Here is a 16,862-nt window from a genome sequence, read left to right on the forward strand (position 1 = left end):
CACTCAGTCGACCTAGACCCGCACGACGTGCTCAACGTCTGCGGCGTTCGGTCGCCGTTGTCGTACTCACCGCGCTCGCGTTGATGTTCACGACCGATCAGGCCCTTGCCGAGGGCCTGGAACTCGGTCGCGTCAAGTTGCCGAGCGCGAGCCTGTCCTCGTGGGCCTCCTGGTTCACGGACCCCCACTGGGGCAAGCTGCCCCACCAGCAGTCCGGCACCGCGGCCGGCAAGCGGCACCATGTATCGGCCGCCGCGACCCGCGCCCATCGGGGTGCGGGCCACAAGCCGGGTCACGGCCGCGGCGAACTCGGCGCGTACAAGGCGCACAAGTCCTCGGCGAAGGCCGGGATGAGTGCCTCGTTCCGTGGGTTCAACCCCCGCACCAGCAAGCGGGTGTCGAACCGGTCGACGCAGAAGTCGACGTACTACCACAACACGGACGGCTCGTTCAGTCGGAAGGTATCCCCCTTCCCCCTGAACTACAAGGACAAGAAGGGAACATGGCAGCAGATCGACACCGCTGTCGCCCGTGGTCCTGACGGCCGATGGGACGAGAAGTCCAATGCGGTGGATGTCGGTTTCGCGCCGAAGGCCGCCGATGAGGATCTCGCGTCGTTCGGCAAGGACGGTAAGAGCGTCGGGTTCGCCCTCGAAGGCGCCGCGAAGGTCGCGGGTGTGGCCAAGGGGTCAACGGTCGCGTATCCGGGGGTTCTTCCGGACACGGACCTGGAGTTGACGTCCACGTCGGTGGGTCTGCGGCAGGCGCTGGTGCTGCACTCAGCGGACGCGGCGAACTCGTGGGTCTTCCCTCTTCATCTGAAGGGGCTGACGGCGGAGCTGAACAAGGCTGGCGGGGTTGATCTGCGGGACGCCAGTGGCAAGGGTGTCGCCTCGATCCCGTCGGCCTACGCGTTCGACTCGAAGATCGACAAGGTCTCGGGTGAGCGGGCGACGACGCACGCGGTGTCGTACGAGCTGGTCACCTCGCATGGTGAGTCGGCATTGCGGATGACGCTGAATCCGGCGTGGCTGCATGCGAAGGCGCGGCGGTTCCCGGTGACGGTGGACCCGGACACCTCGGTGTGGGACTACGTGCACAGCACGTACACGGAGTCGGGTTATCCGGTGGCGGACCGGTCGCAGGAGCAGACCCTGAAGATCGGCTCCTACGACTCCGGTGCGCACTCGGCGGTCTCGTTCGTGCAGGACTGGCGGGACAGCTTCGACGGTTCGGGTGTCTCGCTGGTCTCGGCGAATCTGCACCTGTATGACATCTGGGCGTCGACGTGTACGCCGGAGGCGTTCAATGTCGCGCAGGTGTCGGCGGCATGGGATCCGACCGACTCGATGACCTATCCCGGTCCGGCGCATGGTGCGTCGATCGGCAGCGTCACTCCGTCGGTGCCCAACGCGTGTGCGAACACCACGGGTGACCAGTCGGGTGGTGACTGGGTGACCGTGCCGCTGGACACGGCGGCGATGCAGAAGTGGGCCAGCGGCACCACCGCGGACCACGGTCTGGCGGTGTACGCGGCGACGACGGACGCGCTGCACTGGAAGCAGTTCGGTTCGATGGCTTTCCCGGGTGATGAGCCGTACATCGTGTACGACTACACCGGTGATGTGGCGCCGATGGTGGAGGCGACGTTCCCGGCGAACAACTCGTCGGTGTCCACGCTGACTCCGGAGCTCCAGGCGTTCGCGGACTTCCAGCAGAACCCGGCGGCGCAGAAGTACGACTTCAAGGTCTACAACGCCTCGGGCACCCTGGTCGTGGACTCCGGTCTGGTGACCACACCGAACTGGACCGTTCCGAGCAGCAAGCTGGCCTGGAACACCTCTTACACCTGGACCGCGCAGGCGTATGACGGCACCAAGTACTCAACGGTCTCTCCCTCGTCCGCGCTGACGACGGAGGTGCCGCAGCCCTTCCTGACGTCGGAGCTGTCGCAGAACAGCAGCGACCACGGCTACGACGCGACCATCGGCAACTACACCACCTCCGACACGGACGCGTCGATCTCCACGGTCGGCCCCAGTCTCGATGTCGAGCGTGACTACAACTCCCGCGACTTCCGGATATCCGGCGCGTTCGGTGCCGGGTGGTCGAGCATCTTCGATGCCAAGGTCACCGAGCAGAAGAACGCGTCCGGCACGCTGACCGGGGTCACCGTCACCTACCCGGACGGTTCCGAGGTCGGTTTCGGCAAGAACTCCGACGGCACCTTCTCGGCGCCCTCGGGTCGTTTCGCGATGCTGCGTTCGCAGGCGTCGCCGGTCGGTTACACGCTGACCGACAAGGACGACACCGTCTACACCTTCACCAAGCTTCTGAGCACGGGTGTGTACGGCATCGCGGCGGTGGCGGACGCCAACAAGCGTCAGGTGGACTTCACCTGGACCTCCGGACATGTCACGAAGATGAAGTCCGCTGTCTCCGGCCGGTCGCTGAACCTGACCTGGTCCACGCCCACCGGCGCGACCGCGGCCCATGTGGCGACGGTCGTCACCGACCTGGTCGATTCAGGCAACTCCAACAGTGCCCAGACCTGGACCTACGGTTACACCAACGACCAGCTGAGCAAGGTCTGTTCGCCGCTGTCGACGACCAAGTGCACGACATACGGCTACACCAACGGCTCGCAGTTCCGCACCGAGGTCGAAAACGCCGGAGCGTCGCAGCTGTGGCAGTTCAACGAGGCGAGCGGGACCACCGCCGCCAGCTCGGTCGGTGACAGCGAGGGCACGGACAACGCCACGTACAGCGGTGTCACCCTCGGCCAGGCCGGTCCGCTGGCCGGGTCCACCGCGACCGCCGCGAAGTTCAACGGCTCCTCCTCCTACGCGGAGCTGCCGCCGAGCCTGGTCTCCAGCTCCAACCAGCAGACGATGTCGATGTGGTTCAAGACCACGACGGCGCCGGGTGTGCTGTTCTCCTACTCCACTCTGCCGCTGAGCTATGCGATGTCGCAGGGGCAGTACACGCCGGGCATCTATGTCGGCACGGACGGCAAGCTGAACGCCGAGTTCTGGAACAGCAGCGGTGTCTCGCCGATCGTGAGTTCCTCCGCCGTGAACGACGGCGCGTGGCACGAGGTCGTGCTCTCGGGGGCCGGTTCGCTGCAGACGCTGTACCTCGACGGTGCCAAGGTCGGCACGCGTTCGGGCATGATCTCCTACAGCAACGGCTATCACAGCGCGCTGCAGAACCACACCTACATCGGTGCCGGTTTCCTGGGCGGTACCTGGCCGGACGAGCCCCACTACTCGACCACGAGCGACCAGGGCTACCCGACCTACTTCAACGGCACCATCGCCGACGTCGCCCTGTACCCGGACGCGCTGACCGCCGACCAGGTGTCACGCATCCACACCGCGGCCACCAAGGCATCGCCCCTGCTGACCACCGTCACCCGTCCCTCGGGCAAGGCGTTCGCAGGCATCGCCTACGACACCAACGCCGCTCGCGTCACCCAGTTGACCGACGAGAACGGCGGCGTGTGGAAGCTGAACCCGGCCACCATCACCGGCTCCAGCAACACCTACCGCGGCGCGGTCCTCGGCGGCGCCCCCAGCCAGTACTACCGTTTCGGTGAGTCGGCGGGTGCCACCACGGCCCTCGATGAGGTGCGGGGCGGGACGGGCACGTACTCGTCGGTGACGCTGGGCTCGGCCGGTCCGTTCAGTGACCACACCACCGGTGCGTTCAACGGCACGTCCTCGAAGGTGACGCTGCCGAGCGGCACGATTCCGGGTTCGGGTCCGGAGTCGGTGGACCTGTGGTTCAAGACGGCCACCGCGGGCGGTGTCCTGGTCGGCGCGTCCAAGGACCCGCTGGGCACCACCACCCCGACCGCCTACACGCCCCTCCTCTACGTGGGCAGCAGCGGCAAGCTGTACGGGGAGTTCTACTTCTCCGGCGGCTCGACCAAGCCCCTGGGCTCCGGGTCGGCGGTGACCGACAACAAGTGGCACCACGTGGTGCTGTCCTCGTCGGCGACCAGCCAGTCCCTCTACCTGGACGGCAACCTCGTCGGCACCCAGACCGGCACCGCCGCGATGACCGGCCAGAACTACACCTACGTGGGCGCGGGCTACCTCGGCGGCTACTGGCCCGACGAGCCCCACACCAGCACCACAGACAACACCGGCTACGCCAGCTACTTCAAGGGCTCCATCGCCGAGGCCGCCATCTACCGTTCGCAGCTCTCCGCAGACGACGTCGATGCACAGTACGACGCGGCACTGAACTCCACCGGCCTGCTCCCGGTGAAGACGGTGACGGTGACGACGCCGACCAACGCGACGCTCAGCTACAAGTACGACGTCACGCACGGCAACCGTCTGCTGAGCGAGACCGACGCCCTGGGCAACACGACCAGCTTCGGCTACGACACGTCCGGTTTCGAGCACACGGTGACCGATCCGAACGGTTCGATGACCGTCACCGGTCATGACGTGCGCGGCAACATCGTCTCCTCCACGTCCTGCCAGGACCAGGCGGCGAACAAGTGCAACACGGAGTACTACACGTACTACCCGGACGACACGACCGCGCAGCTCACCACCGCCGACCCCCGCAACGACCAGCTGCTGACCGAGCGGGACGGGCGTTCCGCGTCGGCGGGTGACAACACGTACCTGACGACGTACACCTACGACTCGGCCGGCAACCAGACCGCGATCACCGGCCCCGCCGTTCCGGGCTTCCCGAACGGCCGCACGACCTCGACCGTCTACAGCGACGGCACCGCCACCTACCCGGCCGCGGACGGAGGTGTGGTGCCCGCGGGCCTGCCGGTGAAGACCGTCAGCCCCGGCGGTGCGGTCAACCAGGTCTCGTACAACCAGAACGGCGACGTGGCCTCCACCACGGACGCCATCGGTCTGGCGACGTCCTACACCTATGACGGTGTCGGCCAGGTCAGCACCCAGAAGGTCGTCTCCGACACCTATCCGGCCGGTCTGGCCACGACCTACAAGTACGACACGGCCGGTCAGGTGACCGAGGAGGACGACCCGCAGATCACCGACCGCGTCAGCGGCGCCACGCACCGGGCCCGGACCACCACGGTCTACGACGAGGACGGCAACACCACCTCGCAGACCGTGGCCGACGCGAGCGGCGGCGACCAGTCGCGCACCCAGACGTGGACGTACGACCCGTACGACCACGTGGCGACCGAGGCGGACGCCAACGTGGCCGCGGGCGCGAGCTACGGCAACACCACGACGTACAGCTACGACACCTCGGGCAACAAGACCAAGGAGGTCACCAGCGCGGGCAACGAGACCCGGTACACGTACGACGCGGAGGGCAACCTGCTCACGCAGGGCCTGATGTACACCGGCGACCCGGTGAACCCGCAGCCCGCCACGCTGCTGACCGAGTCCTCGCGGGCGTACGACCCCTCGGGCCGTCTCGCGTCGATCACCGACGCGATGGGCAACGTCACCTCGTACACGTACACCGACGACGGTCTGACCGCGACGGTGACGAAGAAGAGCGGCGACGGCCAGAGCACCTACGTGCTGGAGTCGGACGCCTACGACGCGGCCGGGAACCTGCTCCAGTCCACCTCGGAGAACGGCGAGACGGTCACCAAGTACACCGTCGACGCCGCGTCCCGGACCACCGCCACGGAGCTGGACCCGACCGGCGTGGACCGGGTGAGCACCGTCTCCTACACGCCGGACGACCAGGTCGCCAGCGAGACCGACCGCGACTCCACCGGCTACGACCGCACCACCACCAGCACCTACGACGACATGGGCAACCTGCTCAGCGAGACGCTGTACGGGGACGCTTCGGGTCATCCGGCGGGCTGGTGGAAGCTGGACCAGGGTTCGGGTACGTCGGTGACGGACTCCTCGGGTACCGGTAACACCGGTCAGGCGAGCAATGTGACCTGGACGGACTCGTCCGCGAGTCTTGCGGGGTCGCCTGTGGCGCAGGGTGTGGCGACGAACGGTCCGGTGCTGGACACCACCGCGTCGTACACCGTGTCGGCGTGGGTGAAGATGAGCTCGCTGCCGGCGCACAACGCGAGCATCGTGGCGCAGACCGGCACCACCAACAGCGCGTTCATGCTCGAGTACAACTACGCGCACGCCAGCACTCCGCTGTGGGGCCTGGTCCACACGAGCAAGGACGCGAGCGGGACGACGTTCCCGGCGGCGTACTCCACCGCGGTCCCGGCCGTCGGTGCCTGGACCCATGTGGTCGGCGTGTACGACGCCTCCAACGGCGCGATGAAGCTGTACGTCAACGGCGCCCAGTCGGGTGCCACGGCCACCAACTCCGCCCCCTGGGCGGCGACCGGCCCGCTGACCATCGGCCGCGACAAGTACGCGGGCGCCGCCGACGACGCCCTGCCCGCCGGTGTCTCCAACGTGCAGGTCTACCAGCGCGCCCTGTCCGCCACCGAGATCTCCTCGCTCTACGGCAAGGGCCGCTCCGGCGGCACCGTCGGCTCCTCCACCGCACAGACCACCAAGTACGCCTATGACAAGCGTGGCCTCCCGTCGTCTATGACGGACGCGGAGAACCACACCACCGACTACAGCTACGACGAGGCCGGCAACCTCGCGCTCACCACCGCCCCGGCGGTCCAGGCGGAGAAGGACGGTGCCGACCTGGGCAGCGTCCGTCCGGTCACCGCATCCGGGTTCAACACCTTCGGCGAGGCGGTCGAGGAGAGGGACCCCAACCTCCAGGTCACCAACACGGCGTACGACGCGGAGGGCAACAAGGTCTCCGAGACCCTGCCGTCGTACACCCCGACGGGCGCGTCGCAGCCCAACGCGGGCACGACCGTGTGGACCTACGACAGCGAGGGGAACCAGACCTCCGTCACCTCACCGGGCGGCAAGACCACGTCGAACCTGTTCGACCAGCTCGGCGACGTCGTCCAGACCACCGCGCCCGACGGCACCAAGACCCACGCCGTCTACGACACGGCCGGTGACCAGCTCTCGACGACCGACCCGACCGGTGCCCAGTTCCAGGCGACGTACGACTTCATGGGCCGTCCGCTGACGCAGACGACCCTGGAGCGCTACCCGTCGACCCGGACGCTGACCTCGACCAGCTCCTACGCGGTCACCACCGGCAACCCCTACGGCGCGCACGTCTCCTCGGCCACCAGCCCCGGCGGTGTGTCGTCGACGTACGCCTACAACCGCGCGGGTGACATCACCTCGGTCACCGACGCGGCCGGCAACGCCACCAAGTACGCCTACGACTTCGAGGGCAACCCGTCGAAGACGACCCTGGCGGACGGCACCTACACGACGACCGACTACAACGCGTCCGGCGACCCGACGGCCACGCACTCCTACGACGCCGGAGGCACCCAGCTCTGGAGCACGTCGCAGCAGTACGACGGTGTCGGCAACCTGACCGCCGCCACCGATGCCAACGGTCACACCAGCCAGTTCACCTATGACGCGGCCGGGACGATCACCCAGGAGACGCAGCCGGTCGACGCGACGACGTCGATCACCACGACCTTCGGCTACGACCAGGCGGGCAACCGCACCCGGTTCACCGACGGCCGCGGCAACTCCTGGCGCTACACGTACACCCCGTGGGGCCAGCAGGAGAAGGTGATCGAGCCGACCACGTCGAAGTTCACCTCGGCGGCCGACTCGACCACGACCTTCGCCTACGACGCGGACGGCCAGGCGACGACGGCCACCCTGCCGGGCGGCACCACGACGTCGATGACGTACGACGGCAACGGCCAGCTCAAGACGATGTCCGGCTCCGGCGCGGACGCGGTCACGGCCACCCGCAGCTTCTCCTACGACAACGACGGCCGCGTGCTGTCGGCGGACACGGCGGAAGCGGGCACGGTCGGAGCGGTCGACCACCAGAGCGCGACACACGACGCGTTCACCTACGACGACCGCGGTGACACCCTCACCACGTCGGGCTCGGCCGGTTCGTCCAGCTTCGCCTACAACAACGACGGCGCGATGACCTCGCGCACGGACGCCGCGGGCACCACGTCCTACGGCTACGACACCGCGGGCCGCCTGTCCTCGCTCAACGACGCGGCGACCGGCACCCAGCTCACCTACTCCTACGACCAGCTCAACCAGGTCAAGTCCGTCAAGTACGGTGCGACCGGCCAGACCCGCACCTTCGGCTACAACACCGCGCACGAACTCACCACCGATACCCTGGTGCAGGGCGCGTCGACCCTGGCGAGCTTCGCCTACGGCTACGACAAGAACGGCAACCTGACGTCGAAGACGACGACAGGCGTGTCGGGCGCGTCCAGCAACACCTACGGCTACGACTGGGCGAACCGCCTCACGTCGTGGAACAACGGCTCCACCAACACGACGTACGCGTACGACGCCTCGGGCAACCGCATTCGCAAGGGCTCGGACGTCTACACGTACGACCAGCGCGACCAGCTGACGTCGGACGGTGTCCACACCTACGACTACTCGGCGCGCGGCGCGATGACCCAGGAGTCGTCGTCGTCCGGCACGATGGCGTACAAGACGGACGCGTTCGGCGCCCAGATCGTCGCGGGTGACCAGGCGTACAACCTGGACGCGCTGGGCCGCAACATCACCGACCGGGACACCTCGGCGGGCGGACTCACGCGGACCTTCGCCTACTCGGGCGGGGACAACACCATCGCCTCGGACGGCGACTTCACCTACACCCACGACACGGGCGGCGGTCTGGTCGGCGTGAAGCCGGTCGGCGGCGGCGCCGGAGTGCTGGCCCTGACCGACCAGCACAACGACGTGGTCGGCACCTTCGCCTCCGGCGCGACCGCGCTGGCCGGCTCGGCCTCCTACGACCCGCTGGGCAAGGTGGTCTCGCCGACCGACACGGTCACCGGTCACCTGGGCTTCCAGTCCGGTTGGACCGAGCCCGGCACGGGTGACGTGGGCACGGCCTCGCGCTGGTACAACCCGGACACCGGGCAGTTCCTCAACAAGGACAGCATGTCCTTGGACGCGGTGCCGAACTCGGTGGCGGCGAACCCGTTCGCCTACGTCGACGACAACCCGCTGGCCGGTACCGACGAGTCGGGCAACTGCTCCTGGTACGACGTGGTCTGCGGGGCGAAGAAGGCCGTGCACCACGCGGCCCACGCGGTCAGGCACGCGGCGCACAAGGTCTACCACGCGGCCAAGCACGTGGCCCGCAAGGTGGTCCACGCCGTCAGGCACGTGGCGCACAAGGTCGCGCACCGGGTGCGGGACGTCTACCACGCCACGGTCCGCGCCGTGCGCCGCGTCTACCACTACGCGGCCCGGCACGTCAGACGCGCGTATCACCAAGTGGTCCATGCGGTGCACTCGGCGTACCACGCGGTACGGAAGGCCGCGCACCGGGTGGTCCACGCGGTGAAGAAGGCCGCGAAGAAGGTCGCCCACGCGGTGAAGAAGGCCGCGCACGCGGTGGCCCATGCCGCCCGCACGGCCTACCACGCCACGGTCAAGGCGGCGAAGACGGCGACGAAGTTCGTCAAGAACCACGCCGCCGCGATCACGTCGCTGGTGGTCTCCACCGCGGTCTTCGCGGGCTGTGAGGCATTCACGGCAGGCATCGGCTCCATCGGCTGCGCGGCCGTCGCCGGTGCCGCGGGCGCCCTGGTCGAACAGGGCTTCAAGTGCGCCGACAACGGTGGCTCCGACTGCAGCATGGGCGCGTTCGCGGGCTCGGCGGTCGAGGGCGCGGTGACCGGTGCTCTCGGCGGAGCGCTCGGCTCACTCGGCGGCAAGATCCTCGCCAAGGCGGCCCCCAAGGCCATGGAGGTCGCGGGCGGCCTCTTCGGCAAGGGAGCGACAGAAGCAGGCGAATCAGCCACCGCCGACGCGACGGACGAGGCCGCCGCAGCGGCGAAGTCCGAGGCATCCGGCACCAGGTCCCAGTCCCACTCGGACGAGGCACCGGCGGAGGACCAGTGCCACAGCTTCACGGCCGGTACACGGGTGTTGATGTCCGACGGGGCGACCAAGGCTATCGACCACATTCAGGTCGGTGACACGATCGCCAACTCGGTTCCCGGCGTGAAGGACACGGAGGCGCACAAGGTCACCGCAGTGATCGTCACGCACACGGACCACGACTTCGTGGACCTGGCGATCAAGAAGACCGGTGGCAAGCGCTCGGTGAAGTCCGGTGCCAAGTCCCTGGCCAAGAAGGCGGCCCGCAAGGCGGCCTTCGGTCTGGCGGCGTCGGCCGCGGTCCTGGGCGCGTTGTCGGCCGGTCACGGCCATGGTGACACCCACCCGGCGACGGCACCGGTGGCAGCGGTCACCAAGGTGTCCTCGACACAGGTGACCGAGCCGAAGCCCGCACACCTGACGACGACCTTCCACCACCCCTTCTACGACGAGACCCAGTCAGCCTTCGTCGAAGCCAAGGACCTCACCCCCGGCGACGTCCTCCAGACGCCGACCGGCACGGCCCAGGTCACCGGTGTTCGCCTGTACCACGCGAACACCACCACCTACGACCTCACCATCGGCAGTCTCCACACGTATTATGTGCAGGCTGGCAACACGTCAGTCCTTGTTCACAACTGCGATGTGGAGGAAATCGCAGCAAAGGCCAAACAGTTGGCCGATGACATCCACAGCAAGATTCCGAGCCCGTTCGCGCGTGACGTATTCAGGACGACGGCGGTGACAACCGCCCGGAAGGCCGACGGTTCGTTGGTGCATGTGGTGACTGGTGCGGGACGTGGACTTGAAAAGCCGCAGATCGACTACATCCAATCACTGGGACGTGATGACATCGTGATCGCGGACAATTTGAATGTAGCCCATGCGGAGGAAACGGCCGTCCACTACATGGCATCGAATGATCTGACGCCGGTGGCTGGTGGCGTATCGCGGAATGCCTGTGCTCCGGATGGCTGTGAAGACTTCCTTGGCCAGGTAGGTGCAGAAATGGTGGGGCCTGCCACCAACGGCACCAAGGCGAAGATACCTGGCCAGTCCATGTACGTCTGGAGAAATCATGAAGCATGGACGAACTTCTTGGCGACTATGGGTTATCGGTGAGCAGAATGGCGGTGAGTCAGTCGAACTGGCGTGAAGACGAAACGTTGTCAGCTCAGATCAATGTCATGAGCCGGCGGCAGCGTTATCAAGCTGCGTACTTCGCTCTGCGCAGATTGCAGATGCCTTTGGTCGACATCGAGATGCCGACAGACTGGGGAGTAGATCCCGTAGCGCTCAACTCTCTGCTGCGTGAGGGAGTTGAGCGGCTGGACGGCGAGGCCAACGAGGGTATCGAACGTGCGATTGCCGAACTCTGTTCTGCGCCCCTCTTCGAGTCTCAGGTCGATCCTGAGTTCGCTGAGAGCTTTCAGCTTGAGGCCATCAATGGCTGGCTGATGCTCGGTGAAGCGTTGGGCGAGATGAGCGTGATTCAAACCGAAAGAATCATCAGTCTTGCTCGGGAGATGGCCGACTACCTCGACTCGTGCATGGACAGTTCGCTCACGGTGGTCGATGGAGGAGCGCGCCGCGAAAGCTATCTCGCTGACGTCAATAGTCGTCTCAGTGCCTACGGACTGGGCTATTTCGGTACGAGAAACCTTCAGGTCGAACGGGACTGCCATGAGTCCATTCTTGCTGCTCCATCTGGTGAGGACTTGCTCAGTTCGAATGCGGGTCATCGACTAGTGACCGCCTGTGATGAGTATAGTGGCGAGCTCTCATCCGCCCTTCGGGCTTTCATTGTCGAATAAAGACAAGTCATAGTGGTCGCACAAGGCGATGGAAAACTCATCGCGTGAGCAATCGAATGTGGCAGCTGAAGATTGTGGTGTTCTCTCGCCTTAGGTGAGAAGAATCCATCATGATCATCTTCTTTTGTGGCAGTGAAGAGGACAAGTCGGAAGCCCCGCTGGATTCAATTTCCAGCGGGGCTTCTGATGCGTTTACGGTAACACTGTTTTGAGCGAGTGCCTCGCGCCCAGAAGGTGGCGAAGGAGGTCGCCCACGCGGTGAAGAAGGCCGAGTCGGTCCCCGCGACCGGGCCAGTTGTGACGCCGGGGCAGAGCGCTGCAATGCAAGGAAGGGTTTGCCACTCATGCGGTGGAACGAGCCCGACAATGACCGGAGATCACCAGCCGTCCACTCGATCAAAATGTTGACACGATAGTGTCGTTTGAGGCGGCAAACTTGAGCCCCGCCGGAAGATGGTCCGGCGGGGCTCAGTGACGGATGGCGGCCACAGTGACGCCAACGTCAGCGGACGGCGGTGGTGGGCGGGTCGGTCGGGAGGCTTATTGCATAATTTCACGACCAGCGAGGGTCGCAAGATGATCCAGATCGGATCCTTCGACAATGATTTCTACTTCTGCGTTTATGTCGCTTGAGGCCACGTTCTATTCGGCTGGTGAGCCGAAGAGGTTACGCGAGCAGCGGGCCGAGAACTCGAAGCGGGAATTGAGATCGCTGATCCTGCGTCCTGGGGAAGAGGTGACTTGCACGCTGCTCACCTACTCGAGGAATTTCTGGGAATCGCCAGAGATTCTCATCGACCTGGTTCGTCAGGTCGTGAAAGAGTTCGTGCTTTCCGGAGGCGTTCGGCCTGCATGCATCGAGTGGCCGGAAGAGCCCTACTGATAGGGGAGGTAACCGACGTGTATCGAATCGGTAAGAGGAGCGATTGAAGTGATCATGGCGGCGTAAGCTACGACCGCCGTGATGGCGCATGGGGAGTAGGGGAGTCGGGCGGCGAGGCTTGAGGTCGGTCTCGTCGAGGACGCGATGCCGGGCCCAGGAGGCTGATCGCTCGGGACCCGCAGCTCGTCCGCTTCCATGCCGACCAACTCCAGCCTTACTTGTTTCTCCCTCCCTCTAGGACGCCCCATGAACCCCTTCATAGCCACAGTCGGCATCGGCGCCCTCGGTTACGCCGCCGTCACCATCCCCCGTAACGCGCGCAAGGCTCGGGCCCAGCGGGCCGAGCAGGCGGCCAGGGCGAAGCGGGTCGTCATTGATCCCGTCGAGTTCGGGCTCGTGCCGGGAGATCAGCTCGATGCGCGGTATGCCGGGCCCGATCCGGAGGCGGATGCCGTTGCCGCGGCGGCTGTCGCCGGGGACTGGCGGGGCGCGGCCGGCTATCTGGCGGGGGCCGGGCGGGACTGGGATCTGCGGTGGTACCGGCTCGGCATCCTCGTGCACGCGGCCGTGGAGGACGACGGTTGGCTGCTGGAGTGGCGCAGGGAGTACCCGCACGACCCCGCCGCCGCCCTCGTCCACGCCGACGCGCTGATCGCGTTCGCCGGGGAGGCCCGCGGCGCGAAGGGCGCGAAGCACACCACCGCCGAACAGTTCGACAACTTCCACGAGTTGCTCGCCCAGGCGCTCCCCGCGTGCGAGGAAGCGGCCCGGATGGCCCCCGACGACCCGAGCCCCTGGGTCGCCCAGATCACCATCGCCCTCGGCCTGGGCTGGTCGCACGACCACTTCCGGGCGCTGTGGGCCGAGATCACCGCACGGGACCCGCACCACTTCGGCGCCCATGTGTCGGCCCTCCAGTACTGGTGCGCCAAGTGGCGCGGCTCCGACGAGCTGATGTTCACCTTCGCCGAAGAGGCCGTCGCCTCCGCGCCCCAAGGGAGCCTGCTCCCCGTACTGCGCCTGTACGCCGCGTTCGAGCACCAGTACCGGGTGAACGACCTGTCCGTCTACCAGAAGCCGTTCATGACCACGGCCATCGACGCCACCCTGGACGCGGTCGACCAGGTACCGGCCGACCACCACCGTCTCCCTACCGTCCGCCACCTGCTGGCCAACGCGCTGTTCCGCACCGAGCGGTTCGCGGAGGGCGTCGAGCAGTTCCGGGCCGTCGGCGCCTACGTCGGCGGCGTGCCGTGGAGCTACTCCGGCAACTCGGTCAAGTCGTTCGTCCATGCCCGCACCAACACCTTCATCGGGTGGGACAAGGCGGGCCGCCCAGCACCCCCGGCCCGTGCCGCCCGCTGACGTGAACCTGGTTGTCAGACCTCTCGCCTAGGATCCGCGCATGTCGCTCGCCTCCCCGCTCCCTCCCCCGGACTTCGAGATCACGTCCGCCTATCCCGAAGTCGCCTGGCTGCGGCAGGCGGTGGCCGCGTGGGACTGGGCGGGGGTGCGCCAGTACCTCGCCGGACTGCCGCAGGGGAGCGACACCTCCCAGGTCTTCGGCACGGTGGCCGGGACGGAGGGCGTCGAGCGGGCCCTGCGCGACCTGGTGGCGGCCGCCCCCGACGACGTGTTCGCGCTGACCCTCCTCGGCGCCCGCGAGGTCGCGATCGGCTGGGAGATCCGTACGGCGGCCCCCGCCGAGAGTGTGACCCGCGAGCAGTTCGCCACCTTCCACGCGCACCTGCGCACCGCCGAACAACTGCTCATACGCGCCACCGCCCTCGACCCGTCCTACGTCCCCGCCTGGGCCGAGCGGCTCAACACCGCCCGAGGGCTCGGGCTCGGCCAGAACGAGGCGCGTCGCCGCTATGACCGGCTGGCGAAGTCCCACCCGCACCACTTCACGGCCCAGACCCGGCTGCTCCAGCAACTCTGTCCCAAATGGGGCGGGAGCTGGGAGGCCGCCCACTCCTTCGCCCGTGACCGCATGCTCGGCGCCCCCGACGGCTTCCTGAGCGCGGGACTGGTTGCGGAGGCGCACCTCGAGCACTGGCTGGACCTGGACGCGGGCGAGGAACGGCACGCGTACCTGCGGCAGTCCCATGTCCACGGGGAACTGGTCGAGGCCGCCGGACGGTCGGTGCTCCACCCGGAGTTCCGGCGCGATCCCGGCTGGGTCACCGTCGCGGGCTGTCTCGCAGCCCTGTTCTCCCTGATCGGCGACACCGCCCGCGCCGCCGCCCACTTCCGCGCGCTGGGCAACCTGGCGTCGAAGCTCCCGTGGAGCTACCTCGGCGATCCCACCGAGGCGTACGTACGGCACCGGGACGCGGCCCTCGCACCGGCGTCCCCCACCTTCCCGCCTGCCGCGCACCACGCCGAACCGAGGCCGTAGATGAACCCGCAGTCCGCCGTCCACCACACCGAGGTCGACGGCATACCCACCCTCTTCACGTACGCTGCCGGGCCGATGCGCGCCGGGCTCGTCTTCCGGGTCGGAGTCGCCGACGAGACCCTCGGCCGGGCCGGGCTCACCCATCTGACCGAGCATCTCGCGCTGTACCGGCAGGGCGTGGCGGACTACCACTACAACGGCACGACCAAGGCCGCGTTCACCCACTTCCACGTGGAGGGCACCGAGCACGAGGTCGTCGCCTACCTCACCGGTGTCTGCGCCTCCCTCACCGACCTGCCCATGGACCGGCTGGAGACGGAGAAGGAGGTCCTGCGCACCGAGGAGTCCCGCCGCGACACGAGTTCGCTCCCGCTGTGGCGGTACGGCGCCCAGGGGTACGGCCTGGTCAGCTACCCGGAGTGGGGTGTGCGCAACGCGAGCGCGCAGGATGTGTGGCAGTGGGCGGAAAGCTGGTTCACGTCGGACAACGCCGTGCTGTGGATCGCCGGTGAGCGCATCCCGGCCGGCCTCTCCCTCAAGCTGTCCGCGGGCGACCGGCGACCGATGCCCACGGTGACCTCGGCCCTGCCGGTCACCCCGGCGTACTTCTCGAACGGCAGCGGCGGCGTCCTGCTGGATTCCGTGGTCGCCGACACGGCTGCCGCCCGGCTGTACTCGGCGGTCCTGGAGCGCGAACTGACCCGAGCCCTGCGCCAGGAGGGCGGCTACTCGTACACGACCGCGAGCGACCTCACGTCCCGGCGGGACGGTTTCGCTGTCGTGACGGCGTTCGCGGACGCGCTGCCCGCCAAGCAGGACGCGGTGCTCGGCGGCTTCGTGGACGTGCTCGCCGGGTTCCAGGCGGGCCGGATCGCCCAGGCCGACCTGGACGCGGTGCGCGGCCGCGCCGACGCCGCCCTGACCGCGCCCGACGCGGCGGCGCGACGGCTGCCCGGCATGGCGGAGGACCTGCTCGCGGGGCGGACGCCGCGCGATGCCGGTGAACTGCGGGCCGAACTGTGGACGGTGACGCCCGCACAGCTGCACGAGGTGGCCCTGGAGGCCGCGGGAACGGCCCTCATGCAGGTGCCCGCCGGGCACTCGGCGGACTGGGCCGGGTACACGGCGGCCCCGACCTCCTCCGACGACGCGGTCACCGGTCGGCGCTTCATCACGGGACGCGCGGGCGACGCCGAGCTGACCGTGGGCGACGACGGCGTCAGCCTGACGGAACGGTCGGCCCCCGGACCCGACGGGACGCGGGTGGCGACCGTCCGCTACCGCTCCTGCGCCGCCATGCTGAGCTGGCCCGACGGCGGCCGTCGGCTCATCGGTACCGACGGCCTGACCGTCGACGTGGAGCCCGCGGTGTACGGCGTCGAGGCGAGCACCATGGCGGTCATCGATGCCGCGGTACCGCCGGACGCGGTGGTGCTGTTGCCGCCCCGGCCGAATCCACCGCGCCTGGACAGGGCACCGGCGACCGGCACCACCACGGCCGCACGTGCCAAGTTGACCCCACCCACCGTCGGCACCGCCGCGGCCGACCGGCCCCGGCGCACCGCGGGCCAGACGGTGGCGATGGTCCTGCTCGGAATCCTGGGCGGCTGCTTCGCCCTGCTCGCCCTCATGCTCACCGTCTTCGGCGCGGACGACCCGGACACAAGTACCGGCGAGTGGCTCGCCATCTCGGGGTTCCTGTGGGGGGTCACCGTCCTGCTGGTGTGGCCCGCCGCACGGATCGCACGCCGCACCAGCCGAACGTGACGGAGCCGGTTCGCCCAGGTTTTGCCTGGTGCTTAAGCGAATCTTGTGATTTTCATGGCGGGATCTTTTATGGC

General features: G+C 67.6%; 6 protein-coding genes. All 6 read left to right on the forward strand.

Features of this window, described 5'->3' with window-relative positions; genetic code table 11:
- Window positions 1-83 precede the first annotated feature (83 nt).
- Window positions 84-11,045 (forward strand): LamG-like jellyroll fold domain-containing protein, encoded by a 10,962-nt coding sequence (locus ACI2LY_RS27570; RefSeq protein WP_404709501.1) that lies wholly within the window; start codon window positions 84-86, stop codon window positions 11,043-11,045.
- A complete protein-coding gene (locus tag ACI2LY_RS27575; RefSeq protein ID WP_404709502.1) occupies window positions 11,009-11,737 on the forward strand; it encodes a hypothetical protein in 729 nt (242 codons plus the stop codon). The genes ACI2LY_RS27570 and ACI2LY_RS27575 overlap by 37 nt, the downstream gene beginning before the upstream one ends.
- A gap of 601 nt (window positions 11,738-12,338) precedes the next feature.
- Window positions 12,339-12,620, forward strand: a complete 282-nt coding sequence (locus ACI2LY_RS27580; protein ID WP_404709503.1) for an Imm1 family immunity protein — start codon at window positions 12,339-12,341, stop codon at window positions 12,618-12,620.
- Between the two features lie 246 nt (window positions 12,621-12,866).
- A complete protein-coding gene (locus ACI2LY_RS27585; RefSeq protein WP_404709504.1) occupies window positions 12,867-13,985 on the forward strand; it encodes a hypothetical protein in 1,119 nt (372 codons plus the stop codon).
- Between the two features lie 40 nt (window positions 13,986-14,025).
- The gene (locus ACI2LY_RS27590) at window positions 14,026-15,021 is read left to right on the forward strand and encodes a hypothetical protein (protein WP_404709505.1); all 996 of its coding nucleotides are present in this window, start codon (window positions 14,026-14,028) and stop codon (window positions 15,019-15,021) included.
- On the forward strand, window positions 15,022-16,788 hold the full coding sequence (locus ACI2LY_RS27595; protein WP_404709506.1) for an insulinase family protein: 1,767 nt from the start codon (window positions 15,022-15,024) through the stop codon (window positions 16,786-16,788).
- Window positions 16,789-16,862: the final 74 nt, after the last annotated feature.

It is taken from the genome of Streptomyces sp. NPDC002176 (genome assembly GCF_044903645.1).
Classification (GTDB): domain Bacteria; phylum Actinomycetota; class Actinomycetes; order Streptomycetales; family Streptomycetaceae; genus Streptomyces.

Excerpts from the sequence above, each read along its gene's own strand:
- ACI2LY_RS27570 (WP_404709501.1), top strand. The coding sequence starts at position 84 with ATGTTCACGACCGATCAGGCCCTTGCCGAGGGCCTGGAACTCGGTCGC.
- ACI2LY_RS27575 (WP_404709502.1), top strand. The coding sequence starts at position 11,009 with ATGGACGAACTTCTTGGCGACTATGGGTTATCGGTGAGCAGAATGGCG.
- ACI2LY_RS27580 (WP_404709503.1), top strand. The coding sequence starts at position 12,339 with ATGATTTCTACTTCTGCGTTTATGTCGCTTGAGGCCACGTTCTATTCG.
- ACI2LY_RS27585 (WP_404709504.1), top strand. The coding sequence starts at position 12,867 with ATGAACCCCTTCATAGCCACAGTCGGCATCGGCGCCCTCGGTTACGCC.
- ACI2LY_RS27590 (WP_404709505.1), top strand. The coding sequence starts at position 14,026 with ATGTCGCTCGCCTCCCCGCTCCCTCCCCCGGACTTCGAGATCACGTCC.
- ACI2LY_RS27595 (WP_404709506.1), top strand. The coding sequence starts at position 15,022 with ATGAACCCGCAGTCCGCCGTCCACCACACCGAGGTCGACGGCATACCC.